20 protein-coding genes and 2 pseudogenes are annotated in these 25,727 nt (G+C 45.2%); 10 read left to right on the top strand and 12 right to left on the bottom strand.

What is annotated here, in order from left to right; translation table 11 throughout:
- Positions 1-16 precede the first annotated feature (16 nt).
- A complete protein-coding gene (locus UNITIG_RS00955) occupies positions 17-361 on the bottom strand; it encodes a helix-turn-helix transcriptional regulator (protein ID WP_101756689.1) in 345 nt (114 codons plus the stop codon).
- 482 nt (positions 362-843) lie between these two features.
- Here UNITIG_RS00955 and UNITIG_RS00960 point away from each other — a divergent pair, with 482 nt between their 5' ends.
- The 4 genes from UNITIG_RS00960 to UNITIG_RS00975 all read left to right on the top strand — a co-directional run bounded on the left by UNITIG_RS00960 (position 844) and on the right by UNITIG_RS00975 (position 4,348).
- The gene (locus tag UNITIG_RS00960) at positions 844-1,659 is read left to right on the top strand and encodes a GAF domain-containing protein (RefSeq protein WP_159931015.1); all 816 of its coding nucleotides are present in this window, start codon (positions 844-846) and stop codon (positions 1,657-1,659) included.
- Positions 1,656-3,083 (top strand): phosphoenolpyruvate--protein phosphotransferase, encoded by a 1,428-nt coding sequence (gene ptsP / locus UNITIG_RS00965; RefSeq protein WP_145999043.1) that lies wholly within the window; start codon positions 1,656-1,658, stop codon positions 3,081-3,083. Before UNITIG_RS00960 ends, ptsP begins: the two co-directional genes overlap by 4 nt.
- Before the next feature lie 96 nt (positions 3,084-3,179).
- A complete protein-coding gene (locus tag UNITIG_RS00970) occupies positions 3,180-3,794 on the top strand; it encodes a 2OG-Fe(II) oxygenase (RefSeq protein ID WP_101756692.1) in 615 nt (204 codons plus the stop codon).
- A 56-nt stretch (positions 3,795-3,850) separates the two neighbouring features.
- Complete coding sequence (locus tag UNITIG_RS00975; protein WP_101756693.1) at positions 3,851-4,348, top strand: MgtC/SapB family protein; 498 nt, start codon at positions 3,851-3,853, stop codon at positions 4,346-4,348.
- A 609-nt stretch (positions 4,349-4,957) separates the two neighbouring features.
- Here UNITIG_RS00975 and UNITIG_RS00980 read toward each other — a convergent pair.
- From UNITIG_RS00980 to UNITIG_RS00990, 3 genes are all read right to left on the bottom strand, one after another.
- A complete protein-coding gene (locus UNITIG_RS00980) occupies positions 4,958-6,328 on the bottom strand; it encodes a magnesium transporter (RefSeq protein WP_101756694.1) in 1,371 nt (456 codons plus the stop codon).
- Positions 6,329-6,434: 106 nt separating this feature from the next.
- Complete coding sequence (locus tag UNITIG_RS00985) at positions 6,435-7,253, bottom strand: mechanosensitive ion channel family protein (RefSeq protein ID WP_101756695.1); 819 nt, start codon at positions 7,251-7,253, stop codon at positions 6,435-6,437.
- Between the two features lie 97 nt (positions 7,254-7,350).
- Complete coding sequence (locus UNITIG_RS00990; RefSeq protein WP_101756696.1) at positions 7,351-7,662, bottom strand: hypothetical protein; 312 nt, start codon at positions 7,660-7,662, stop codon at positions 7,351-7,353.
- A gap of 539 nt (positions 7,663-8,201) precedes the next feature.
- Between UNITIG_RS00990 and UNITIG_RS00995 the strand changes: the two genes are divergently transcribed.
- The 3 genes from UNITIG_RS00995 (at position 8,202) to UNITIG_RS01005 (ending at position 11,000) form a co-directional block, all read left to right on the top strand.
- Positions 8,202-9,113: a mechanosensitive ion channel domain-containing protein gene (locus UNITIG_RS00995; RefSeq protein WP_101756697.1), complete on the top strand. Its 912-nt coding sequence runs from the start codon at positions 8,202-8,204 to the stop codon at positions 9,111-9,113.
- A 74-nt stretch (positions 9,114-9,187) separates the two neighbouring features.
- Positions 9,188-10,249: a succinylglutamate desuccinylase/aspartoacylase family protein gene (locus UNITIG_RS01000; protein WP_101756698.1), complete on the top strand. Its 1,062-nt coding sequence runs from the start codon at positions 9,188-9,190 to the stop codon at positions 10,247-10,249.
- 178 nt (positions 10,250-10,427) lie between these two features.
- Positions 10,428-11,000, top strand: coding sequence for a peroxiredoxin (locus UNITIG_RS01005; protein ID WP_101756699.1), 573 nt, complete (start codon positions 10,428-10,430; stop codon positions 10,998-11,000).
- Positions 11,001-11,078: 78 nt separating this feature from the next.
- On the opposite strand, the gene UNITIG_RS01010 is transcribed toward UNITIG_RS01005, so the two are convergent.
- The 6 genes and pseudogenes from UNITIG_RS01010 to UNITIG_RS01035 all read right to left on the bottom strand — a co-directional run bounded on the left by UNITIG_RS01010 (position 11,079) and on the right by UNITIG_RS01035 (position 18,099).
- The gene (locus UNITIG_RS01010; RefSeq protein WP_145999044.1) at positions 11,079-11,828 is read right to left on the bottom strand and encodes a hypothetical protein; all 750 of its coding nucleotides are present in this window, start codon (positions 11,826-11,828) and stop codon (positions 11,079-11,081) included.
- A gap of 404 nt (positions 11,829-12,232) precedes the next feature.
- Positions 12,233-13,120 (bottom strand): agmatinase, encoded by an 888-nt coding sequence (gene speB / locus UNITIG_RS01015; RefSeq protein ID WP_101756701.1) that lies wholly within the window; start codon positions 13,118-13,120, stop codon positions 12,233-12,235.
- A 43-nt stretch (positions 13,121-13,163) separates the two neighbouring features.
- Positions 13,164-14,332 (bottom strand): annotated as a pseudogene (gene nspC, locus UNITIG_RS01020) (carboxynorspermidine decarboxylase).
- Positions 14,333-14,373: 41 nt separating this feature from the next.
- Positions 14,374-15,569, bottom strand: a pseudogene (locus UNITIG_RS01025) (saccharopine dehydrogenase family protein).
- A gap of 10 nt (positions 15,570-15,579) precedes the next feature.
- Positions 15,580-17,484: a biosynthetic arginine decarboxylase gene (gene speA, locus UNITIG_RS01030; RefSeq protein WP_235015190.1), complete on the bottom strand. Its 1,905-nt coding sequence runs from the start codon at positions 17,482-17,484 to the stop codon at positions 15,580-15,582.
- Between the two features lie 210 nt (positions 17,485-17,694).
- Positions 17,695-18,099 (bottom strand): thioesterase family protein, encoded by a 405-nt coding sequence (locus tag UNITIG_RS01035; protein ID WP_101756703.1) that lies wholly within the window; start codon positions 18,097-18,099, stop codon positions 17,695-17,697.
- A gap of 407 nt (positions 18,100-18,506) precedes the next feature.
- On the opposite strand from UNITIG_RS01035, the gene UNITIG_RS01040 reads away from it, so the two are divergent.
- The 3 genes from UNITIG_RS01040 to UNITIG_RS01050 all read left to right on the top strand — a co-directional run bounded on the left by UNITIG_RS01040 (position 18,507) and on the right by UNITIG_RS01050 (position 22,450).
- A complete protein-coding gene (locus UNITIG_RS01040) occupies positions 18,507-18,815 on the top strand; it encodes a hypothetical protein (RefSeq protein WP_101756704.1) in 309 nt (102 codons plus the stop codon).
- Positions 18,779-20,689 carry a TonB-dependent receptor domain-containing protein gene (locus UNITIG_RS01045; protein ID WP_235015247.1) on the top strand — a complete coding sequence of 637 codons (1,911 nt, stop codon included), beginning with the start codon at positions 18,779-18,781 and terminating at the stop codon, positions 20,687-20,689. Before UNITIG_RS01040 ends, UNITIG_RS01045 begins: the two co-directional genes overlap by 37 nt.
- Before the next feature lie 273 nt (positions 20,690-20,962).
- Positions 20,963-22,450, top strand: a complete 1,488-nt coding sequence (locus tag UNITIG_RS01050) for a YdiU family protein (RefSeq protein ID WP_101756706.1) — start codon at positions 20,963-20,965, stop codon at positions 22,448-22,450.
- 108 nt (positions 22,451-22,558) lie between these two features.
- Here UNITIG_RS01050 and UNITIG_RS01055 read toward each other — a convergent pair whose 3' ends face one another.
- Together UNITIG_RS01055 and nhaA are read right to left on the bottom strand one after the other, a co-directional pair.
- On the bottom strand, positions 22,559-23,407 hold the full coding sequence (locus UNITIG_RS01055; RefSeq protein ID WP_101756707.1) for a phosphate/phosphite/phosphonate ABC transporter substrate-binding protein: 849 nt from the start codon (positions 23,405-23,407) through the stop codon (positions 22,559-22,561).
- A gap of 385 nt (positions 23,408-23,792) precedes the next feature.
- Positions 23,793-25,169: a Na+/H+ antiporter NhaA gene (gene nhaA, locus UNITIG_RS01060; RefSeq protein WP_101756708.1), complete on the bottom strand. Its 1,377-nt coding sequence runs from the start codon at positions 25,167-25,169 to the stop codon at positions 23,793-23,795.
- Between the last annotated feature and the right edge of the window lie 558 nt (positions 25,170-25,727).

Consider the following 25,727-nt stretch of genomic DNA (forward strand, 5'->3'; position numbering starts at 1 on the left):
GCGACAAAATTCTTCATCAATGTTTTGGCTGGGTTGTGTCGTGTGCCTTCCCTGCGTGCCCGCTTTTTTGATACGCGTTGTTTGGGGGGGCGGTGTTGGCTAGCAGTGCTATTGGGCTGAGCTTTGCGGCGGGCAATAGCAGGTTCAGTGCCTCAAGATCGTTAAAGCTTCGCAGGATGGCGATAAGCAGGCTGAATTTCATGTCGCCTTTTTCGGCGCGGCCATAGGTTGGGGTAGAGACGCCCAGGCGTTCAGCCAGCTCCTGCTGTGAGAGCTGTCTGGCGATGCGCTTTTGTTTAATACGCCAGCCCATCTCTTGCATAACGGCGGCATCGGTCATAGCATAGCTTATATCTGTCATGGCTCACCTAATACAAAGTTTTGTTAATATTAATACCTTTTTTTGGGTTATGTATAAAGCTTTTTTTATATTGTAGTATGATTTTATCTAATATTAAAATAATATTGTATTATTTCCTATAAATGCATTTAATACTAACTTTTTGTTATATTAATAGGTTCGGCGTGGTCGGGTTGGTGAGATGGTCTGGGGGGGAGGTTCCGGAGATTTGGGTCGCCGGGTACTAACAGTCGGCTCGCTTAAGTCGGCGATAATATCCCGCCATAATGCCAGATGCTGACCACGGGGCAGTGATTATAAGTGTGCGACATGTGGCTGCAATAAAGTCTTTTTAAATGAATAAATTAAGCCGAATGGAAAAATATTGCTGAACGTCAGCAATCATGCTATCTAACGAAAATTGTGTGCAGGTTACACTGCTCAAGTTTTGCCGGTGGAATTCAGGCGCAACGTCTCCCTCCTTTTTGGAAAATTTTATCAACATGAAGAATGTCATTTTAGAGCTGACTCATATTGTGCAGCAGGTTGCTTTGCTGGATTCGCATCAAGCACAAGTAGAGTTGATTGTGGATTCAATCAGCCAGGTAGTTGGCATTGATGTGTGCAGTTTATACCGCGCCGATGAACATAAAAATATGGTGTTACTGGCCAGCCATGGTTTAACCGTGGATAAAGAAATTGTTATTCCTGCCGGTAAGGGCCTGGTTGGATTAGTGGCGCAGTATCGGCATACGGTGAATGTGGCAGATAGTGCCAGTCACCCGAATTATTACGCCATCACCAATATCAATGAAGAGCAGTTCAAAAGTTTTTGTGGTGTACCGCTGGTGAGTTTTGGTGAAGTCATTGGCGTGCTAGTGGTGCAAGGTAAAAACCAACAGAAACTCAGTGCTGAAAATGAAGGGTTTTTATTTACGCTTGGTTCACAGCTGGCTTTTATAGTTGCCAATATTATTCCTAATAAAAAAGCCGCCACCACTAACGAACGACTTCAGGGGATTAAGGGCGCACCGGGTATTGGTATTGGAATAGTGAGGCTGTGTGGTAATAGCGACCTGTACAATGTCATTGATGCGCCCTGTTTGGATATTGAGCAAACCCTGCAACAGTGGGTGGCGTTGTTGGCAGCTGTTAAACAGGATATTCGCGAGGAGCAACAAGCATTAGGTGATGCCATCTCTAGCAGTGTCGCTGCTATTTTTGACTCCTACTATATGTTGTTATCGGATCAGGCGTTGAGCAGCAAGGTTGAAGCTGAAATAAGAGCGGGCACTGGTTACCGAGTGCGTTGCGCGTGAGCATCCATTATTTTTCTGAAGTATTTAGAGCCATGGATGATCCTTACTTAAAAGCACGGCATGAAGATATTCAACATTTAGGTAATAAAATTTTTAACGCCTGGCGTGGCAATAACGATGCTGCTAAGGCGCTTGCCGGGATAGATGGTCCGGTAGTGTTAGTGGGTGAAATGGTCAGTGTCTCTGATATAGCTGCAATTCCTGTTGAGTACTTAGCCGGTATCGTATGTTTTGCAGGTTCGGGCTTGTCGCATACAGGTGTGTTAGCCAATGCGATGGGGGTGCCGGCGGTAATGGGCGTGGGGGACTTCTGTTCCTTGCAAGGTGGCGAACAGATTATTGTTGATGGCGATGACGGTCGGATTATTATTCAGCCCAGTAAAGCGGTGGTCAGGGAATTTAATAAGCTGATTACCAAGCAGCAAGCATTAAGTGAAAAGCTGTCGGAGTTGCATGACCAGCCCGCCACTACGATGGATGGCCATCGGGTACGCTTATTTACCAATACTGGTTTGTTGGCTGATATAACGCCGGGATTAAAAAATGGCGCGGAGGGTGTCGGGCTTTATCGGACCGAAATTCCGTTTATGATCAGGGATAGTTTTCCCACCGAAGATGAGCAGGTCAATGTGTATCAACAGGTGTTCGCAGCCTATGCGGGCAAGCCTGTGTATATTAGAACGCTAGATATTGGTGGCGATAAACAGCTGCCATACTTTCCCATTACCAATGAGGAAAACCCTGCCTTGGGCTGGCGGGGGATACGTTTTAGTCTCGATAATGTGCAGCTGATAATGACTCAGGTAAGAGCGATGATCAGGTCTGCAGAGGATGCGGGCGACCTGCATATTCTATTGCCGATGATTAGCTCGACAAACGAGTTGGATACCTTTATCAAATTGTTGGATGATGCTTGTGCGCAATTATCAAGCGAGGGTTTTGCTATTCGCCGCCCGAAAGTAGGGGTAATGGTTGAAGTGCCGGCGGCAATTTCACAGTTACCTTTTTGGGCGAAGAAGCTGGATTTTATTTCTATCGGCTCTAACGATTTAAGTCAGTATTTATTAGCGCTGGATAGAAATAACTCGCGGGTGGCAGATCGCTATGATCATTTACACCCCGCAGTGCTACATGAAATTAATCGTATCGTGAAAGTGGCTAGGGCGCATGATTTGGCATTAAGTTTGTGCGGCGAAATGGCGTCTGATACAGCAGCGGTTATTTTGTTAGTAGGGATGGGGGTGCGCACCTTAAGTATGAGTGCGGCAAAATTACCCAGTATCAAGTGGGCGATACGATCATTGTCGGTGGCGAAGGCTGAGGCGGTTTTACAGCAAGCCCTCACGCTTGAAAATGTCAGCGAGATAAGAGCATTGTTGGCAAAAAATATCGCTGAACTGGAATTTTCAGAGCTTGTTCATTGATGGCGTTGAGTCATCAGACATAAGTAATTACTAAAATCAGGCTGTAATTTATATGCTAAGCTGCTCGAGTGTGTATTTCCTACCGATAGGCATTGTATGCTAGATATAAACGCTTTTAATAATACCCCGCTAAAGCTCGTCCCCTATCCATATATGGTAGTGAAACATTCCCTTAGGCAGGAGTCGGTTGCGCAACTATTACAGGATTTCCCTAAGCTGGATCATGCTGGCAGCATTCCGGTTGAAAGCGTGGACTATGGTGTCGGCTTTGAGGCACTGCTAAATGATCTCAACAGTGATGAATTTCGGCAGGCGGTGGCAAAAAAGTTCGATGTGAATTTGGATGAATATCCCATTATGACCACCGTGCGCGGCGTTATGCGGCAAAAAGATGGTCGTATTCATACGGATTCAAAAACCAAAGTCATCACTATACTGATCTACTTTAATGAAGAGTGGGAAGACGATAGTGGTCATTTGCGGATTTTGAAAGATGGTCAGGATATTGAAAACTTTGTTGAAGAAATCCCTCCCAGTCTCGGTACGATGGTGGCCTTTAGGGTTACCGATAATTGCTGGCATGGCCATAAGCCGGTTGTTGGCAAGCGCCTGTCGATACAAATGAATTATTTGGTGGGTGAGACGGCCAAGGGCAAACATCAGTTCTTTCATGGTTTGAGCGCCAGGCTTAAAAAAATGTTTTCTAAATAAAGCGTTAAGTTGTGCGTCATTAAACAATAGCTAAATCGTAAGGAGTTAAAAACAGTATGCCTTGGTCTGAAATATTTTCGGTTGAACCTTTCACTTGGAATGCAATTGGTGCGGCATTGTTTTGCAGCACTATTATCGGCCTTGAGCGTCAATTGCGTGGTAAGCCGGTGGGTATTCGTACCTCTGCATTAATTACATTGGGAACTTATTTGTTTTTGGCGACAACTTTTCAGATGGAAGGCACGATTGTTGACCCTTCACGTGTAGTCGGGCAGGTAATAACAGGGATCGGATTTTTAGGGGCTGGTGTTATGTTGGCTAAAGATGGCGCTGTTGTAGGGGTTACTTCAGCGGCCACGATATGGGTGTTGGCGGCCTTAGGTGTGATTATTTCCAGTGGCTATTTATTGGTTTCTATCAAGCTGTCTATTCTTGTGGTGGTTATTTTATACGGTGTGGATTTGTTGGAGGAGAATACACGGGTAATGAGTCGTGGGGTGCATGCGCATGTGAAGCGATTTACTGACCGAAGAAAAAACACGCCGTCTGAATAAATACGTCATGACAACGATTTGATCTGGGTCCTGGCTCCGGTCGGTACAAAGGTAAAAAGGTGCAAAGTAGGTTGAGCGCCTGCTTTATCAAGACGGCCGCAGGGTAAGCAGAGCATATAATCCAGTGCTTAAACATTCTCGTCATCGCGCAGGCGCATTGCTGTCCAGGATAAATTAGTCTTACCCGCGAAAAGCCTGCCCTCGAAAGATTGAATCGGGGGCGGGTATCCAGTTGCGATTAATGATCAAAATTTCGCGAACTCTTTTATACACGGCAAAAACAGAGTGTTTTACAAGTGACGACTGTGTGCACTCCGTAGCTCTGGATTCCACGCCCCCGCCTAAAGCATACGGGGGCAGGCTCCGCGCGTAGGATGACGACCTGGAAATCAAGTTTCAACTTTGCATTTCATAGAGTTAGCCTTGTATTTATAGGCTCAAGCACTACAAACGACATTTTATCCCGGACAGTAGTGCGATCAAGTCGAGGATGATTTCGGCTTATTTATGGTGTTTCAGATTTATCCAGAGTAGTGTGCGGCATGGCAGTCATTGCTGCGAAATACTATTTTCAGAATGAGTATTTAAAGTGAGAGCGTTATAAACATCTTATATACTTACAAAAACCACGCTAGCCAGCGCCAAAAATACAAAGAATCCAACCACATCCGTCACCGTTGTCAGAATCACTGAGGCAGACACAGCCGGATCAATTTTAACTTTCTTCAGCAAAAAAGGAATAATCGTTCCCGATGTGGCGGCTGCTAAGCTGTTGACTGCTATGGCAATGAGAATAATCAACCCCAGGAGTTTTGAATCAAACCACAGCGAGACAATGACCGCGACCACCGTGCCCAAAATAAGGCCGTTTAAAATAGCGATTTTGGATTCCTTCAGGAGTACCAATTTTATATTGGCATCATTCAAGTGATTTAAAGTCAGGCCGCGCAGGGCAACCGCAAGCGTTTGGCTGCCGGCAATGCCGCCCATGCTGGCGACAATAGGCATTAATATGGCCAGCGCGACGACTTCTTGTAGAGTGGCTTCAAACAGTCCAATAACCCAGGATGCTAAAAAAGCCGTCATTAAATTAATGGTTAACCAAATAGCTCTGGTCTTTGCAGCCTGTGGTACCGGGGTAAATAGATCTTCTTCGCCGCTGGACGCTTCATTGCTATTGGCATTCAGTGTTTCATCTTGTAATTCAGACAGCAGTGACCACACCGAAACAGATCCTAGCAGTTTGTCGTCGCGGAATACCGGGAACCAATCCTTGTTATCAGTAAATGGCAAGCCTAGTGCAGACTCTTTGATATTGTCCAGATGGTCGAAGGAAGAAATAGGGCTGGTAATTTCTTTTACCTTTTTGACATCTTGCTCCATGAAGAATTTTTTAATCGGTGCAGTACCTAAAAACTCCCCCTCTCTATTAATGACATAAACAGCGACGATATCCGGGTTTTGTTGGAGCTTGATTGCTACGCTGGCCACGGAAAAACCGGGGCGAACCGTCAGAAATGATTTATTGATATAGCGGCCTAACTGATCATAGCTATAACTTAAGGCTTGTTGCAGTTCTTCGGCTTCACCGCGATCCAGACTGAGTATAAAGGTGTCAACTAACTCATCGGGCAAGGCGTCGGCCAGTGCAATAACATCTTGCGCTGAGGCCGTTGCTTGCAGCAGTTTGATGGTGTCTTCATCAAAACTTTCAACAATGTGGGTAACGGTATCTTCTTGCAGTTCAATTAATATGGGCCAATAGCGCTCAGCGGGTAGTGCTGCCCAAATAAAGCTACGAACGGAGGCGGGAACGGATTCAATAACTTGCACGACCAGATCATCGGCATAGTCGAGCAAGAATGAATAATCCGGGGCCTGATCGACTTCCAGATCTTTAATCGCATTTAGAACGTTTTTTAAAACATCCCGTTTTTCAGATTCATCGGTAAGATTGATCAGGTCGATATCAGCTTGCATGCGTACATCCAGATGAAATGGCTGTTGTGGGGTGTTGCTTTATAAGGCCAAGCAACCGGTAAGGCGATAACAATGATAGTGGGTAAAAGCGAAGGTGTATGCCAAATTAGTCATCAAAGTTAACCAATTTTTTAATATATAAATCCCGCTGCGGGAAGGGGATTTCAATACCATTTTCTCTAAAGGCGTCATCAATTGCCCACAGGTATTCAGAGCGCAGAGCCGTCGGTTTGATGACGGCGTCATAATCTACCCATACACCAAGCATGAACTCCAGGCTGCTGTCGCCAAAGCCGGTAAACCAGACGCTGGGTTTGAATTTCTCATCGCGAAAGGTGTGGCTAACCGACATGGCCGCATCCAGTACCGATTGCCTGACCAGTTCCTTGTCGCTAGCATAGGCTACGCTAAATGGAATGCGAAAGCGGGCCCGTGATTCTTTCAGGGTCCAGTTGATAACACGATTGGTGACCAGTTCGGCATTGGGCACTAAAATATCGATGTTATTATTGGTGCTGATTAAGGTGGCGCGGAAGTTAATCTCTTTAACAATATCGAAAACGTTGGATTCCAGTTCAATAAAGTCACCGACCTTCAGGGATTTCTCCAGTAGTATCACGATTCCCGACACAAAGTTTTTGACCAATTCCTGTAATCCAAGACCAACACCAATACCCAGTGCGCCAGCAACAATCGCCAGTTTGCTCATATCGATACCGATGAAAGACAGGGCAATGAGAATGCCAAAAAATATCATCAGGTAATGAATAAAGCGGGTAAAGGTATAGATTTGCTGAATATCGATCCATATGGACGCTGTGGGGTCTTGTTTCCATTGGTCAATTAACTCAGCGCCGCCCTGTTGCATGGGGCCGTCTTGTGGCAAGAGATTTGCCCGAATCATATCAATGGCTCCGCTGTTCATTATTTATAAGCACCTATATATGGGGCAATACGTTAGTGCGGTTGTAGCGTTAATTAAAGGGTATGGCAGAAATTTATCAGCGTAATGGCTAAATTGGTTATTCGCCTTCGCTGAAATACAGTCTAAAAGGAAGCGTTTGTTGTTTATTAATATACAGAATCACTCCGGTAGCTTCCCCATCAATATTTTTTTGTACGCTGTAAGGTTTGGCTTGTTTAATGGTTTTCTCATTAGCGTCTTTTATTTTAATGGTATGTAATTGTTGTTCTGTTTGCGGTACGAGCACAATAATTTCAGTCAGCTGATTATCGTTGTCGTAACTGACCTGCTTTACTGTTGCGCCCACTTCGTTACCTACATAGCCCGCCTGGGGTATCAGTAGTCCGGTTTTCTCAATCCTGGTAGCCATACAACCAGACAGGAGTAACGTGGAGATAAGGATTGTCGTGAGGCTAAAGAGGTTATTTATAATGTGGTTATTTGGCACGTTTATAGCGCTCCCCTGATATAAAGCCGCTTGCAGCTAGTTGTCGATGCTAAAGCATACGTTACCACATTGCCCGTTCAAGCTAATAGTGAGCTGTGGGTCTGTTGTTAAGAATAGACCGTGAAAATAAAGGGGGCAGTGATGGTAAAGTTTGTTGACGGTGTTAGACAAGTAGTTCAAAAAGCACCGTCATTGGGGGCGAGGGTGTAGCGCCCGCTTGCAATAGCGAGTTTTAGAGCAGGGATTAGCTGCTATGCCGCTTGTTAAGCAAGATGTGGTCGCTATAATCACCGTGGTTTATCGGCTGGCGGCGCCGAGAGGTCTGGGGCCCCAGGTTATCTAAACGTATTGGGATCAGAAAATTATCCCTATTTCCAAGCGCTCGCCTGATAATAAGCTTGCATCATTGATGAGTTAACCGACATTGCCTGAATGTCAGGCTGATTGAAAAGTAGTAGAGAGTGAGTATAGAAAACGACATTATGGAAATTATGAGCGGCTTTTTAAATGAAAATAAACTGATTGCCTCGCTGACGTTGATCGTCGCGATGTTAGTCGTGCGGACGTTATTAGGGCGTTTACTGGAGAAAAAAGCGGGCGATGATGCTGAACTGGCCAAACATTGGGCCAATACCTTAAATAATACGACGCAGTTACTGATTGTTTTAGGTTTGATGATTGTATGGGTGACAGAGTTACGCTATGCCGCGTTGTCGGTAGCGGCTTTTATTGTGGCCATTGTTATCGCTACTCGCGAATTTATTCAGAACTTTTTGGGGGCATTGTATATTGCCAGTTCACGCCCATTTTCCATTGGTGACTGGGTTAGTATCGATAACCACGTCGGTGAGGTCGTTCGCAGCGATTGGTTGACCACAACCATGCTGGAAATCGATGTTGAAGATAAGTCCTATGCTTATTCGGGTCGCACACTGGTGGTGCCAAATAATCAGTTTGTTACCAAGACTACGCTAAACCTCAATTATATGCGTCGCTATATCTCCCATTCTTTTGCGTTAGTTCGGGACCCTGATGAGATCAATTTATTCGATGCAAAGGATATGATACTGGCAAAAGCTGAAGACTATTGCCGTTCATTTAGCGATGTGGCTGAGCGCTACAACTCCAGAATTGAAACTCGTATGGGTGTGGCCATCCCTGGGCCAAAGGCGAGTGTCCGGATATCCACATCTATCCTGGGTAAAAATGTATTTACGGTTTCGATATTCTGTCCAACCGAAGAAGTGGTGAATATTGAGCAAAAAGTTACCGAAGATTTTATGGCGTACTGGTATGCCGCTAGCAAGAAAGCAAAGTCAAAAAAGCCCGAAGCCCGTATATCGCGACGATTAAATCAGCAAGATGGGTTGTGACTACAGCTTGAGAATATTGACCCGCCTAAAGCGGATATAAAGATCACCACAGCAACTCCAGAGCATCGTATATTATGAGAAGTAAACCATTTGAAATAGGTGGCCATGTCATTCAGCCCGGGGAACAAAAAACCATTGATATTCCGCTGGCGGCGATGGCGACACATAATACGATAGACATGACTGTGCATGTTATCCATGGTAAGCAGGAAGGACCTCGATTATTTATTAGTGCAGCGATTCATGGTGACGAGTTGAACGGCGTAGATATCATTCGACGCATGCTTAAGCAAAAACAGCTCAAGCGAATCAAGGGCACCATTATTGCGATTCCAGTGGTTAACGTGCATGGGTTTATTACCCATTCGCGTTATTTACCTGATGGTCGTGATTTGAATCGTAGTTTTCCTGGTAGCAGTAAAGGTTCCTTGGCAGGTCGTATGGCGAATACTTTTCTCAAAGAAATTGTTCAAAAATGTACCCACGGTATCGATTTGCATACTGCCGCTAGACATCGGGATAACTTACCGCAGATTCGTGCCGATTTAAGCAGCGAAGTAGTGAAAGCCATGGCGTTAAAATTTGAATTGCCGGTTATTATTGATTCTAAAATTCGTGATGGTTCATTGCGGCAGGCAGCAGGTGATGCGGGTATACCAATTATTTTGTACGAGGCGGGGGAAGCGCTACGTTTTAATGAGGTGGCAATCAGGGCGGGTTTGCGCGGTATTATTGGTGTGATGCGCGAGCTCGGTATGTTGCCGAGCCTGAAAAAGAAAGAGGTGAGCAAGCCTTCCATTGTTTCGACAAATACCTCATGGGTGCGCGCGCCTTATAGTGGTATTTTGCGAGCGCTGGTGCCGCTCGGTGGTAAGGCAGAAAAAGGCAGTATATTGGGCGTGATTGCAGATCCGTTGGGCGAGAACGAGTATCAAGTGGTAGCACCGGAAGACGGTATCGTTATTGGGCGCACAAACTTACCACTGGTTTATGAAGGTGATGCGCTATTTCATTTGGCCTATTACCACCAAAAAGTGGATGCGGTTTTAGATCAGGTTGAAAGCTTTCAGGAGAAACTGGAACCAGATTACTCGATGAATGCGCCTCTCGATCCAGAAGGGTTTCCCATTCAGTAATAGAATACCGCCTTGAATGTATGGTTGTGTAGTGTCGGGTTGATAGCGGCTCGGCACGACCATGTCACACTTTTTGCCATAACCAAATACTATCGCTCCTATAGTAATATAATATTTTATCTATTAATCCTGTTTCCCTACAATGTGACTTCAAGCTGATTAATCAGGAGTTTTAGCAATGACAACAATTACTAAAGTACCAAATGTAGTGTTTAAAACACGGGTGAGAGATGAATCGGTAGCCGGTGAAAACCCTTACCGCTGGGAAGACAAAACAGCGCAGGATCTTTTTGCGGGTAAGAAGGTGATTGTGTTTTCACTACCCGGCGCTTTTACCCCGACCTGTTCCTCTAACCACTTGCCACGCTATGAGGAGTTATTTGAGGAGTTTAAAGCGCAGGGCATTGACCAGATTATATGTGTGTCGGTGAATGATGCTTTTGTAATGTTCAAATGGGGTAAAGAGCAGGGTGTTAAGAATATCTTCCTGCTTCCTGACGGCAATGGTGAGTTCACTCGTAAAATGGGTATGTTGGTCGATAAATCCAATATCGGTTTTGGTATGCGTTCATGGCGTTATTCGATGGTGGTGGATGATGGCAACATTGAAAAAATGTTTGTCGAGCAGGGTTTTGAAGACAACTGCGCGACTGATCCTTTCGAAGTGTCTGATGCCGATACGGTCATGGCTTATTTGAAGGGTGAAGAAGCGGCGGGTGTATCGAGCCCACGTAAAGCGTTTGTAGGTTAGCCATAGTCTGTAATACTTCGTTAGGATCAAACTTCAAATCACTAAATTGGTTTGGGTTTGATCCTGCGTTTGTATTATTTATGGCTCACTAAGTTTAAGTTTTTGTGTTGTTTTTTTAAGGTTTTTGGGACATTTCATTTCGCGTTCTGCAAACCATAACAGTAAATAATTTTTATCAAGAAAGTCCATGAGACCGGATTCGTGTGCTTTCTTGATTTCTCGATTAATTTCTGGCATTCGCTCAGCAAGTCTAGAGTTTTCGCTCACAGAAAAATAAAAGCTGGTTATCGGCTCTTCTATATCAAAACTCTTGAAATTTCCTTTGATTAGCAATAGCGGGCTATATTTCCGTGACATCAAATAATCAATTTTACCTAATTTCAAAGCCTCAACCCCTGCTGCTTCGGATGGCACGAGTATGAAAGGTATCTGATTAGCTTTAAGGTAGCGTTGCCCAATGCTGAATTTTGTTACTTTCATACTAGGGGTGATAACGCCAGCTTTAAGTCGCCTTAGGTCTTCAAGGTTGGAAATAGATACTGCATCACTTAAATAAAAGGCTGACATTATGACGCTGGAAATGGCTGATTCACTATAGAGGATGCCATCAAGCTTATTGACGTCGTTGGTTGATCTTGCGTCCAACTCTCCATTTAGCATCATTAAATTGTATTTAACTATGACTTCAGGGCGGTATGCTGATAGTGGGCTGTATTGATAGTCGATAGATAAGTTCTTAAATATTCGGTCAATTAAATGGGGGAGGGAGCCTGTTAGCTGACCGGTGCATCTATCGAACCAGCGATAGGGTGGGCTTTCAATATTCACTCCGCCACTAATGATCACAGTGTCAGTTTCACTAAGGCCTGGCTGAGCGCTGCATAGCGCTATAACAATCCAGATATAGAGGTACTGTTGGCGGAACATTGTCATTGGCGCCCATTATAATTATGGTATTGTGCCTTCACTATGTATTTTACTGACAATATCCAGAGTGACAATGTTTTTATTGTACGCTTAAATAGCGTGTTAGTTGGGCGATGAAATGTTGGTTGATCACAGAGGCAGATGTAAGGGACTGTACTCTTGTTGGTATAACTCCCAGCAGCTTATCCTTAAGTCAAGTCGGTGAGAGGTGGGTTTCTTGCTAGCCATATTATCTTTACCAGAAGCATTTAATTCATTGCTTTGGTTTTAAACTATTCCGGCAACCCCTATTAAATAAATTAAGCTCAGGAATTTCTCTGCACAATACCCATCATCTTATAAGTCAGCAGCGCCGCTGAAAATTCATAAGCATGAAAGCCTCTTATGGGCGCAAACTCCATGACATCAAAGCCAATAATAGTGCATTGCTTTGCTGCGGATTCAAATAGTGCAAGTGTTTGGTACCAGCCCAAACCGCCTGGGACGGGAGTGCCAGTAGCGGGGAAGACGGAAGGGTCCATGCCATCAATATCGAGCGTGAAAAAGACCTTGTCTGGAAAGTCGTCCGGTAAATCCAGCGTTTGTATATTGCGCGGGACTAAAATATCGGCATCAATATGTTTTACGCCGTGCAGCTTGCGCGTTTTCATTTCTTCTTCGCAATAGGCGCGAATACCCAATTGGAAAAGGGGTATGTCTTCATCGACGATGCGCTTCATTACCGAGGCGTGGCTATAGGGGTTGCCTTCGTAGGCTTCGCGTAAATCAGCGTGGGCGTCAATTTGGATTACGCCAAAATCCGTTTCGCCGGCTGCGATCAATCCTTTTATCACCCCGTAGGTCACGGTGTGTTCACCGCCGAGTACAACCGGGTAGGAGCCGGATCGAACAATGTTTTCAGTTGCATCAGAAATGCGTTGAATAACAGTTTCTGCATCACCTTGCGTATCTATAGGCGGTAGTGTGTGAATGCCCATTTGGCTGGGGTTGCTCTTGCCGTCCCAGGTTTCTAATTGCCAGGAAGCACCAAGAATTGCTGCCGGCCCCTCAGCAGTACCGCCACCATAAGAGACTGATTCTTCATAAGGTACCGGTAACACATGAAATTTAGCTGCATTGGCGGCTGGATGCTCAAATTCTGAGCCAAGAAAAACAGGGTAGCCCGGTGCGGCGAGTTGAGTAAAATCTTCCACGATTGTCTCTCTTTATTTCTCTATTTCAGTAGTGTCACCTTAATTACGACAGGCGACTCTTAAAAGCTTCGTAGCCGAATTCTTTCACCATTTTTAAACTATTGGTAGTGGAATTCCAACAGGCAATGCTAGGTAATTTAATGCCATTAAAAGTTGAGGTTTTTACCATGGTGTAATGAGTCATGTCATCAAACATCAACCGTTGGCCGATACTCAGTGGTTGATCGAAACTGTAGTCACCCATGACATCGCCAGATAAACAGGTTTGGCCGCCTAGTCGGTAAGTGTGGTTTTTTTCTTGCGGTGCGCCGCTGCCAAAAATCTCGGCCCGGTAGGGCATTTCTAATGTATCGGGCATATGACAAGTAGCTGAGGTGTCGAGGATGGCGATGTCGATACCGTTATGGGTAATGTCCAGCACTTCACTGACTAGCACGCCGCTATGGAGTGCTGTGGCTTCACCGGGTTCCAGATATACCTTAAGGTGTGGGTAGCGCTGACGGAAGTCTTTGATCAACGAAATCAGTCCATCGACATCGTAGTCGGGTTTGGTGATGTGGTGACCGCCACCAAAGTTGACCCAGGACAGTTGCGGAAAAAATTCGACAAACTGTTGCTCTACTGCTGCCAGTGTTCGTTGTAGCGCGTCAGCACCTTGCTCACAGAGAGTATGAAAATGCAGGCCGGAAATACCCGTTAGAGCCTGTCCGTCAAAGGCTTCACGAATGATGCCTAGGCGCGAGCCCGGTGCGCAAGGGTCATAGATCGCAGTCGTGCCTTCGGAGTGTTGAGGATTAATTCTTAAGCCCACTTTCAGCTGGGGCGAATGTGTTGCTCGGCTTCAACCTGAGGACGAAATTGCTGCCACTGATTAAAACTGTTAAACACCACATGATCAGATAATTGCAGAATTTCAGGCATATCCTGTGGCGTAAACGCGGCGCTAAACGTGTGTATTTCTCCACCGTACTCCTCACGCCCCAATTGAGCTTCATGTAAACCACTGGCACAGGCGCCGCCTAAATAGCGCGAAATTAATGGCGCCAAGCTGAACATGGAAAACGCTTTCAGGGCAATTAAAATAGTGGCGCCGGATTGCTGTTGCACGCGATCTAAAATTTTAAGATTGCGTTCAACGGCGACTTCATCCACGACAAAGCAGGGTGAAGGCACCCGGCTAGGGTCAAACTTGGAAAACGTATCGCTATTCACAGAAAGTTATTACCGCTTTATTGAGTCGTTAGATGGTTTGCTTAGATTAGGTCAAAGCCGGGTTCTTCAATCACCTGCCAAGGGAGGCCGTAGCGATTCATGTCTTCCATAAATGGGTCCGGGTCCAGCTGCTCCATATTCCACACGCCCGCTTGCATCCAGGTGCCTTCCACCATCATTTTGGCGCCAATCATGGCAGGTACGCCGGTGGTATAGGAGATGGCTTGCGATTTGACTTCGCCGTAGCAATCCTGGTGGTCTTTGATGTTGTATACATAAACGGTGCGCTGTTTCCCATCTTTAATGCCGGTGACCACACAGCCAATACAGGTTTTACCTTTGGTGCGCGGACCTAAAGTGGAGGGGTCAGGCAGCAATTGCTTGAGGAATTGGATGGGCACAATTTCAACACCGTTAAATTCCACCGGTTCAATACCGGTCATGCCGACGTTACCCAGTACTTCTAAATGTTTTAGATAACTTTCGCCGAAGCTCATCCAGAACTGCGCTTTTTTCAGGCTGGGATAATGTTTGGTTAAGGACTCCAATTCTTCATGGTACATGCGGTAAATGTTGTAGGTGCCAACGCCATCGGGGCAAGTAAAAGATTGCTTTAATGACATGGCCGGCGTAGTGACAAAGTTGCCATCCTGCCAGTGACGACATTCGGCAGTGACTTCGCGAATATTAATTTCCGGGTTGAAGTTGGTCGCAAAGGGATAGCCGTGGTCGCCACCGTTGACATCAATAATATCCAGTGTATGTATTTCATCAAAATAATGTTTAGCGATATAGGCCGTAAACATATTGGTGGCACCGGGATCAAAACCTGAACCAAGCAAGGCCATTAAACCGGCTTGCTTGAATTTTTCCTGATACGCCCACTGCCAGCTGTATTCAAATTTAGCCGTGTCCAATGGCTCGTAATTGGCTGTATCCAAATAATGTACGCCAGTTTCCAGACAGGCATCCATAATGGTTAAGTCCTGATAGGGTAGGGCGACATTGATAACCATAAACGGTTTTATCTGATTAATTAATGCCACCAGTTCTGGTACGTTATCGGCGTCTACTTGCGCGGTTTCAATGGGCGTTGCAGTTGCGCAGCGATATTTTTGCATTTTTCTTCGGTGCGGCTGGCTAACACGATGCGGGTAAATACTTCCGGTAGCTGCGCGCATTTATGGGTAACAACCTGGCCGACACCACCTGCACCAATGATTAAAATAGTAGACATAGTGTGTTCCTTATATTTCGTCTTTTTCGTAATAAGTGTAGCCTTGTAGACTGGCAGTAAACGCTTTAATAATTTGCTGGCGCTCACGCGCGTTGATCCGTCCTTCCTGTACGGCGCGTTCGGCGGTGTTACGGTAATTCAGCTGCACGTTTTTGGTATCGTATTCCACATAGCTCAGTACATCGGCAATAGTGTCGCCGTGAATTTCTTTAATAAAATCAAAACCACCATTGTTATTAAGCCGGACACTGACCACATTGGTATCGCCAAATAAATTGTGTAGATCGCCTAGCGTTTCCTGATAGGCGCCCACTAAGAATACACCCAGATAATATTCTTCATTATCGTTCAAGCGATGTAGTGGTAGTGTCTCGCGAAAGGGTTTATCCATATCGATAAAGCGGTCTATTTTGCCGTCACAGTCACAAGTGATATCGGCCAGGATGGCTTCGCGGGTGGGTTTCTCATCCAGTCGGTGCACCGGCATAATCGGAAATAATTGATCTATTGCCCAAATATCCGGTAACGATTGAAACAGGCTGAAGTTGCCGTAGTAAATATCGGCCAGTGACGTTTTTAAATTCTGCAATTCAGTGGGTACGTGTTCCATGGTCTCGGTCATTGCGGCCACTGCTTGAAGAATCTCCAGGAATAAGTTTTCAGCAACTGAGCGGGTGCGCAAAGTAATTTGTCCACGACGAAATAATTCGCGAACTTCCTGCCGATAAAAATGTGCATCGTTAAAACATTCCTGAACAGAGGCTTCGGTTAATTCCTTGAGCAGGTTGCGCATATAAATCAAATGCGGATGATCTTCTTCCTCGGTGATAGCGATATGCGAAGGCTCAAAATTATTGACGTCGAGTACGTTGAATAATAATACTGAAGAGTAAGCGACAGTAGCGCGACCTGATTCTGTGACGATAGTGGGATGAGGCACCTGATACTCGTCCAGAGTATTCTTGATGGTATCGACCACATCGCTGCAATATTCTTCTAATGAGTAGTTGCGGCTTTGTTCATCAAGACTGCGCGCGCCGGTGTAGTCCACAGCCAGGCCGCCCCCCAAATCAATATACGATAACGCTGCGCCCTCATTGTTGAGATCGACATAGTAGCGACAGGCTTCGACAATGCCGCGACGAATATCACGGATATTGGGGATTTGTGAACCCAGATGACAGTGCAGTAATTGTAAACAGTCCAACATCTGGTTTGCTTTTAAGCTGTCTACCACATTAATTAACTGTGTTGTGGTAAGCCCAAAAACGCTGCGATCACCACTGGTGGTGTTCCAATGACCAGAAACTTGAGTGGTCATTTTTACGCGTACGCCTATCATGGGTTTTATCCCCATGGCTTGGCTGCGTTCAATAATAATGGGTAATTCAGTGGGGGTTTCAATAACGAAAATACACAAGAAACCTAGTTTGATGGCGTGTAGCCCTAGTTCGATAAATTCGGCATCTTTGTAACCGTTACAAATAATCAAACTGTTGGGTTCTTTTAAGGTTGCCAGCGCGGCAATCATTTCCGGCTTACTGCCTACTTCAAAGCCGTGACCATAGCGCGAGCCAAAGTCGGCTATTTCTTCCACTACCTGTGCTTGTTGATTAACCTTAATAGGATAAACGCCGCGATAAATGTTTTGATAGTCGTGCTGTTTAACTGCCTCGCGAAAAGCGTTATTTAAACGGAATAGCTGGGCATCCAGAATATTCTCAATCCGCACCAGCACTGGCATCTGTAAATCCCGCTCCGCCATACCGTTGATGATGTCTTGTAGCGGTACTTCGGTATTAAGGGTCTTAGCAACCACCTGTCCCTGTTGGTTGAGGCTAAAATAATCGTTACCCCAGCGGTCGATGCCGTATAAATCGGCGCTGTCTTCAATAGTCCAGGTTGGTGATTCCAAGATGAGTTTATCTCCACAAATTTGTCAGTTAAAGGATCTGCTGCTGCCACTCACTGTTGCTAGTTAGTGGGCGGACAATTCTGCAACAGAATGAGCTGTGCTGCCAGAGGAAAATAGCATTGTTTGCAGCTTGTGTTGTATTTAACGGGTAATTTTTACAGTACTACTTCGCGACTGCTTCCGGTCTTTATTCCACGTTACCAACAGTGTTTAATTTCCGCTGCTATCACTATAGTTTGACGCTTTCCAATTTTGTGGAATCGCTGTTGATTGTCTGGTCTCGGTATCAAAACCTACATTAACTACTGAGCCTTTTGCTACTAATCTGCCATTGGCAAAAATTTCATTGCAAACGGTTAGGCTTTTATTACCAACGCGGGAACACCAACTCAGTACTTCGATGTTTTCACCATAGCGACATTCACTAATGATATCGACATTGATATTAGCCACTACGGACGCTTGGCTATGGCCAGTTTGCGCATGGATTTGCTGAAAGAAGTCCAATCGGCCTACTTCCATAAAAGTTACATAGGAACCAGAAGACATATGACCCATTGCATCCGTATCGGAGTAGCGTGCCTGCACTGGCGTGCGTGTGACGGGTAATTGCATGTGTTTACCTTTTTAAAAAAGTGAGAAGAGGTGCGGCGGTTAGTATTTGGATCTAGGTAAATAACCGCTATTACGCCACGACCAGCTAAAGACGGGGCATGTTAACAAACTGTGAGTACAGAATTTGTGAAATTAAAAAAATGTTTCAAGGGCAATGAATCAGGAGTTATAGAGGGCAGGCGATGACTATTTTTGACCTTTTCCAGTGTGTGATATGGCGGCGAACCTGAATGTTCGAGGTGATAGTTCCGGTCTACGAAGAGCGGTATGTTTATGTATATTTTTGTTATTCTAAATGATAATGGTTTGTATTCAGCTTATTATTTGCGTATAGTCCGGCCCAAGATCAACCAGGCGCTATACGTTTACTGCGCCTTGGATAAAATTTAATCACCAAGGGTTTCAAAATGAGCAATAAGTTTGCAGTAAATTTGCTAGCACTGGTTGTAGCTGGTGCCGAAGTAGCGGTTGCTGGTGAGGGCGACTATTCCGAGCGTTTGGAAGAAACAACGATTATTGGTACTAAATCAGATGCGAAAAAAGTGGCTGGTTCTGCGTACGTGATTGATCAATCTGATCTCGAGATATTTGCTTACAGCGATATCAATCGTATTTTGGCACAGGCCCCGGTGTTTATGTTCGTGAAGAGGAGGGGTATGGCCTGCGTCCTAATATTGGTATCAGAGGATCAGGCACCGATCGTAGCGGCAAAGTGACTGTTATGGAAGATGGCGTACTGGTTGCACCTAACCCCTACGCTAATCCGGAAGCGTATTATTTTCCTACTGCTGGCCGCATGGAGGGCGTTGAAATACTAAAGGGCACTAATACCTTGCGCTACGGCCCTGCAACTGTCGGTGGTGCAATCAATATGATTACTACTGCTATTCCTTCAGAACTGGGTGGAACTGTTGTTACCGAGGTGGGTGAAGATGGGGAGAGTCGTATCTTTGCTAATGTCGGTAGTGGTGCTGAGGAGGCATTTGGCTGGTTACTTGAAACGCATCAGCAACGCGGTGAAGGTTTTAAAAATATTGATCGCAGTAATATCGATGCCAGTATTAATAAAGAAGATTATATGGCGAAGTTCCGTATTCAAAATGATGAGAGTTCAGCAAGGCATCAGCGTTTGGATTTGAAGCTGAGTTATGCGACCGAAGAATCAAACATGAGTTATTTAGGTTTGAGTGATGTTGATTTTTCAGCTGATCCTAATCGCCGGTACGGACTGACAGAAGAAGATAAAATGCAAAACCGGCATGTATCTGCCGTGGCAAATTACTTTTTGGCGGTCAATGAAAATATCGATTTACACGGTATGGTTTACTATAACAAGTTCCATCGGGACTGGTTTAAAATCGATAAAATCAACGGCCAGGGGCAGAGTGATATTATTGCTGATGCCAATGCGAATAATATGAATGCTATTGGAATCTTGCATGGCGACATCGATAGTGAAGTTAACATTAAGCACAATAACCGTGATTACATTTCGCAGGGTGTACAGCTGGATCTCGATGTCGATTTTACAGCGATGGGTTGGCAGCATGATTTAAATATCGGTAGTCGGTTTCATCAGGAAGAGATGGACCGGGTGCAGCCTACTGAAACCTGGCAGCAAATCAATGGCAGCCTGGTTTTCGAAAGTGAAACACCTGTGGCATCACTAACGGGTAGTAATAACCGTTTTGAGGAGTCGGATGCGATTGCCTTGTGGGCTGTCGACCAAATCGCAATTTCTGAAAATTTACAGCTGACATTGGCGGTGCGTTTTGAAGAGTGGGAAAAGGATCGCGCGGATATCCAATCTGACGGCAGTAAAAGCAAGCGCAGTGATAAAGGCAGCGAATGGCTACCAGGGGTTGGGGTTACTTATCAGTTAAACGATAGTTGGCAATTGTTAGGCGGTGTCTATAAAGGTATCGCACTTGCTGGCTTTTCCGACAGTGAAGACCCTGATCCAGAGGAAAGTATCAACTATGAGGCGGGTTTTCGTTTTGCTCAGCAAAACGTTAATGCTGAATTGATCGCATTCTACAACGATTATAGTAACTCGGTACAGAACTGCTCGGCTCAGCGGCCTTGTGATAATGGCGCTGACACAGGCAGCTTACAATTAGGTGAAGCTGAAGTTCAAGGGATAGAAGCGGTGCTAGGTTATACGCTGAGTAGTGCTAATTTAACTTGGCCATTGAAAGCTACGTATACCTATACCGATACTGAAATCACCAAAGACGCCGATGGTGCTAGTGGAAAAAGTGGTGGTCAGTTGGCTTATATTCCTGAAAATCAATTGTACCTGGGTGCGGGCGTTGTAGGGGTAAAATGGGATGCGTTTATAAGTGCCCGCTTTACAGATGAAGCTTGTACCGCTGATGCCTGCGATAATCAGGCTGATGATAGTTTGTTAATGACGGACAGTTTATGGGTGCTTGATTTCGCTACCCATTACCAACTGAATGAGCAGGCGCAGGTGTATTTAAAAGTCGATAACCTAATGGATGAGCAGGAAATCATTTCACGAAGTCCTTCCGGTGCTCGTGCGAACAAGCCACGTACTGCGATGATCGGATTAAAAGTGAGTTTCTAAAGCAGAATTAGTGATTAAAAAACCGCGCTTTGATAGTAGCGGTTTTTTTTTGCGACATTATTTTTGTTTTACGCTTAGCCTGAAAGATTTTATGGCATTGGGTTAAGGGTATTACCCAGGGTCGCGTTGCGTCATGTTACTTATCATGGTGATAAGTGAAAGATACAAAAAGTTTCCAATAATTCATTGATTTTTCGCTGAGTTGCTAGTGTTACTGCCGCGGTCAAGTGTTACAGTGGTGCTATTGTTTAGTTTGTAGAATCATCCACGCTTATGGATCTCACCATTAATATTTCATTCGATAATAGTTATATTCAGGTAGCTGATACGCTATTTAGCCGACAACTTCCGACAGCTGTTAGCCAGCCCGATTTAATTCGCATTAATGATGCCTTGGCGAATTTTTTATCGATTGATCCCGCCCAGCTAAATACTCCGGCAGGCATTGAGGTGCTGGCCGGAAATCGTATAGCAGAGGGATCTGAACCCATAGCGACCGTCTATGCCGCTCATCAGTTCGGTCAATGGAATCCTCAGCTGGGTGATGGCAGGGCGATTTTATTGGGCGAGGTTATTGGTGCTAATGGCTTGCGTTACGATGTGCAATTAAAGGGTTCCGGGCCAACACCTTACTCCCGCGGTGGTGATGGTCGCTCGCCTTTAGGTCCAGTGTTGCGTGAATATATTGTGAGCGAAGCGATGTACGCTTTAGGTGTGCCGACTACGCGCAGTTTGGCGGCGGTGAGTAGCGGCGATACAGTCATTCGAGAGCAGGGCTTACCCGGTGCTATATTGACGCGAGTGGCACGCAGTCATATTCGTATTGGTACCTTTCAGTTTTTTGCTGCCCGGGAGGATTGGGATTCTGTAACGCGGTTGGCGGATCATGTGATTGCCAGGCATTACCCTGACGTACTAAGTGCAGAAAATCCTTACCTGGCATTGCTGTCTGCAGTAATTCAGGCACAAGCCGAGCTTATTGCGCGTTGGCAATCTCTAGGTTTTATTCACGGCGTCATGAATACCGATAATATGTTGGTCGGTGGTGAAACCGTCGACTATGGCCCATGTGCCTTTATGGATGAATACCATGCTGGTCGCGTGTATAGCTCGATTGATCACAACGGCCGCTATGCCTACGGTAATCAGCCCGCAATTGCGCATTGGAATCTATCCTGGTTAGCACAATCATTATTGCCACTAATTCATAGCGATGAAGAAACCGCCGTCGCATTGGTGCGCGCTGAACTGGATGCTTTTGCTGACATTTATCAGCAGTATTATGAGTGTATGATGTGCCAGAAAATTGGTTTGCCAGTGGTGAGCGAAAAAGGCAATGAGTTGGTATCGGAGTTATTGGCATTGATGCAAGCACATAAAATGGACTTCACATTAATGTTTGCCGGGCTGGCAGATTATCTCGATAAGAGTGGACCAGCACCTGATTCAGTTGCGAATTTATTTTCTTTACCCGCGGAATTACAAGCGTGGTTGCAAGAGTGGCAGTACTATTTACAACAGCAATCCGGTGTAGGGCTAATTGCAATTCAGCAGCAAATGCGAACAGTGAATCCGGTTTATATTCCCCGAAATCATTTAATTGAAGAAGTCATTCAAGCGGCTAATAGTGGTGATTTGGTACCATTTCACCGGCTAGTTGATCGCTTGGCACACCCATTTGACTATTCTATCGATGATCAAATATATGCCTTGCCGCCACGCCCTGAGCAGGAAGTGGCGCGTACTTTTTGTGGTACCTAATGGCAAGTGTCCAGGGAATGAATAAAGTTAGAGGCTTTTAATGTAACTGTCGCGATTAACGGTTTTTGCTACCTATTCGCGATATAGTTGGTTCAATAAAATAAATAGTCAGTGACCAAATTTACTATTTATTATCTTCACATATTCCGCATAGTGTACGTGTAATTGCGCTACCTGGTTACTACTAATGGGTAGCCATTTAGCCCACAGTAAATCTGTTCCAATATCAAAGGAGCTAAGACTATCTATCACCGCCGTTGCCGAGAGTGGATCGATATTCTCTCTGGCTATCAAGTAGCCCTGTGTGTTGGTTTTTACCCGCTGCAGAATACGTAGTTTACCTTTAATGACTCGCGAGTATCCGTTGTAAATAGGTGCCAGGATTACGCCGGAATCGACCTGGCCTTCAAGCAGTGCATGAAGTACCGCATCGTGATTGGAAAACTCCAAGTAACGGGGTATCGCTGATGGTTGAGAGGCATAGAATTGCTTTGCAAATAACGTCACCAGTGCTAGCGGGTCGGGGACTGCAATAATGGCTTTGGCTGAATCATCAATGGATTCAATGGTTGAGTCAAGGCGGGTTACAAAAAGTGTGTCGCCGTCCCATTCTCCTTGCGCTATCGCCGTGAAGCCATGGTGCAATATCAGATAGCTGGCAATATGAGCGGGGACATGGGCGATGTCAAAATCACCGACAATCGCTGCTTCAATAAATTGTTCAAAATTTCGGGCACTTTTGAAACTTAATTCGATACAGGAAGTGTCGTCCAGGTGCCGGCTAATTTTTTTTGACCATAGATGGGTAAGTGATGCTGAGGTCCAGGGTATCGCGCCAAGTGTAAGTCTAATGACTTGCATGCATTCTGGAGGCTCAGCTTGTTGCTGTGACTGTGCAGATGCTGCATGAAGAAGAATAAATAGTAGTAAGAGCTTGCACCTGACGGTAAGGGGCATGTAATGGCTCCGCGCTGTTGATACTGCTCAGTCTAGCTTAATATGGTATGAGGAGATACTGACAACTATTGTTAATAAGGGCGGGCGCCATGGCAGTAGGGCTTACTGTCTTAAGTAAATGACATTGCCAGCATCAGTCTAGTGCTGGCAGAAATAGCGAAGGCTGGTTGAGTATATTGGAGGTCTTGTGTTTGCAATGCCTGTTGTTTGCGCATTGGGCCAAGGTAATCTGGATTTTCCTCGAATTATAGACAGTTGTGTAGCTAGCGATGTTCAAATTATGGCAATAGAGCAGGCGACGAATACGCCCTTTGAATGTGTGTGACAAGTGTGGCGCATCTTCGAAGATTAGGTTATGACGGGCTTTTTTAGGCTTTTTCTGTTGTTATGTGTTTTCTCTGCCGCCTTCAGGAACCCAGATAAAGGCCAGTGCGCCTAAGGTCCCAGCTATTAAGGATCCTATCAGAATGCCTATCTTGGCTTGAGCTATCAGCTGTGCTTGCCCTGAAAATGCCAGTGCGGCGATAAAAAGAGACATGGTGAAACCAATGCCTGCCAGAAAACTTAAGCCAATAATATGTCTAAAAAGTAGTCCTTCTGGCAAGGTTGAAAAACCACTTTTAATCATAAGATAGGCAAAGCTGGATATGCCAATAGCTTTGCCGGCAACTAATCCCAGGCACACTCCTAAGGTTACTGGCGCGGTAACAAGTTCATTAAGACTATCTGGAATTAGCACTCCTGCGTTCAGAAAAGCAAAAAGTGGTAGGATAGTTAGGCTGACGGGTTTATCGAGTACACTGCCCCAATGTTGTAATGGTGTTGTCGTCCTGTTGGCGATATGGTGCGTCTGTTCGATTAATTCATGTTGGTTTTCTTGCTCGAGAATGGACCGGTTTGGTTCGTCTAATTCTTCAAATTTGCGCAATATCCGGCGCATTTGACGAATAAATAAACCGGTTTCTGCATAAGGTTTTGTTGGTACAGCCAGAGCGGCTAAAATACCAGCCGTGGTCGCATGGATGCCCGATTGAGAAATTAGCCACCACAGCACGAGGCCGCCAGTGATGTAAAAAAGAGGCTTTCTGATACCCAGCAAATTACCCAATAATAAAACTCCCATGACACCAGCAGCCCATAGCAGAGATTCAGTTTGAAGTTGTTCTGTATAAAATAAGCCGATCACCAGGACTGCGCCTATATCATCAATAATGGCTAGCGCCGACATAATGACAGCTGCAGATCGTGGTGCTCGACTCCCTAGCAGCGCCAATATTCCCAATGCGAAAGCGGTGTCGGTTGCTATTGGAATTCCCCAGCCTTGCATTGCCATATCACCATCAATGCTGGCAACTGCAGCATATATTAGCGCTGGAAAAATCATACCACCAGCAGCCATGCCTAATGCCAGCGACGCGTGACGAATATCCCTGAGGTCTCCTGCCAGGCATTCGCGTTTAATCTCTAAGCCGAGTACAAAGAAAAAAAGCACCATAAAACCGTCGTTAACCCAGTGTTGTAGTGAGTGACTGATGCTCCAGTCATCTAGTGATACGGTCAGTGTTAAATGACTGATGGCTTGATAATGTTCTTGATAAGACGAGTTAGAAAAAAATAGGGCGGCAATGGCAGCCAGCACCAACAGAATTCCTGAGGCTGACTGGCTTTGAAAGAAATTTTCGAAAGGCGTGAGGAGCGTTTGAAGTCCTTGCTCCAGTGGTGCGTGATCCCGCTCATGTTCTTTAACATCAACATTTGGCATAGAAGGTGTCCGTAGGTATTAAGGAAAAGGTTGCCATTCGATTGATTACCTATCTTTGGCGAAAAACCTCCAGTTGTCTACCGTAATTTTTGAAGCCTCAATCCGTAAGTTTTCTGCTGATTGTTGATTGCGGCGTATAATGGACTGCCATGCGAAGTCGTGGTCTTTTTTGCGTTCCCGATAGAGTTGGTCTATTTTTTCTTCGAGTGAACGAGCTCTGGACTCTGCGTGAATGAGGCGTGTTGTTGTGTTTGGGAGGTGATTGGTATAGCCGATATTGCTAGTGAGCTTCTCCCGGTTTAATTTTATTGGTATTTGAGTCGGTATTAATTTAAGTGTTCTACAGTGGTTTTTCCGCTGTGGTTGCATAGTGAATACATATTCCTCTTCGAGTTAAACGTTAAAGAAATAGGCGGTATACCAAGAAAGTGATTGATGACTAGCACCCGTTAGATATCGCCTTATATTGTCACTTTTCTAGGATTAGTGGGGTTGTTACTAAAAATTCTACACCCTATTATTTAGGTTGTTCATTTTTTCATAAGTTCCTTATTGCAT

The organism is Oceanicoccus sp. KOV_DT_Chl, from assembly GCF_900120175.1.
Lineage (GTDB): Bacteria > Pseudomonadota > Gammaproteobacteria > Pseudomonadales > Dasaniaceae > Oceanicoccus.

Coding starts and splice junctions, on each gene's coding strand:
- UNITIG_RS00955 (WP_101756689.1), bottom strand. CDS start 361: ATGACAGATATAAGCTATGCTATGACCGATGCCGCCGTTATGCAAGAG.
- UNITIG_RS00960 (WP_159931015.1), top strand. CDS start 844: ATGAAGAATGTCATTTTAGAGCTGACTCATATTGTGCAGCAGGTTGCT.
- UNITIG_RS00970 (WP_101756692.1), top strand. CDS start 3,180: ATGCTAGATATAAACGCTTTTAATAATACCCCGCTAAAGCTCGTCCCC.
- UNITIG_RS00975 (WP_101756693.1), top strand. CDS start 3,851: ATGCCTTGGTCTGAAATATTTTCGGTTGAACCTTTCACTTGGAATGCA.
- UNITIG_RS00980 (WP_101756694.1), bottom strand. CDS start 6,328: ATGCAAGCTGATATCGACCTGATCAATCTTACCGATGAATCTGAAAAA.
- UNITIG_RS00985 (WP_101756695.1), bottom strand. CDS start 7,253: ATGAACAGCGGAGCCATTGATATGATTCGGGCAAATCTCTTGCCACAA.
- UNITIG_RS00990 (WP_101756696.1), bottom strand. CDS start 7,662: ATGGCTACCAGGATTGAGAAAACCGGACTACTGATACCCCAGGCGGGC.
- UNITIG_RS01000 (WP_101756698.1), top strand. CDS start 9,188: ATGAGAAGTAAACCATTTGAAATAGGTGGCCATGTCATTCAGCCCGGG.
- UNITIG_RS01005 (WP_101756699.1), top strand. CDS start 10,428: ATGACAACAATTACTAAAGTACCAAATGTAGTGTTTAAAACACGGGTG.
- UNITIG_RS01035 (WP_101756703.1), bottom strand. CDS start 18,099: ATGCAATTACCCGTCACACGCACGCCAGTGCAGGCACGCTACTCCGAT.
- UNITIG_RS01040 (WP_101756704.1), top strand. CDS start 18,507: ATGAGCAATAAGTTTGCAGTAAATTTGCTAGCACTGGTTGTAGCTGGT.
- UNITIG_RS01050 (WP_101756706.1), top strand. CDS start 20,963: ATGGATCTCACCATTAATATTTCATTCGATAATAGTTATATTCAGGTA.
- UNITIG_RS01055 (WP_101756707.1), bottom strand. CDS start 23,407: ATGCCCCTTACCGTCAGGTGCAAGCTCTTACTACTATTTATTCTTCTT.
- nhaA (WP_101756708.1), bottom strand. CDS start 25,169: ATGCCAAATGTTGATGTTAAAGAACATGAGCGGGATCACGCACCACTG.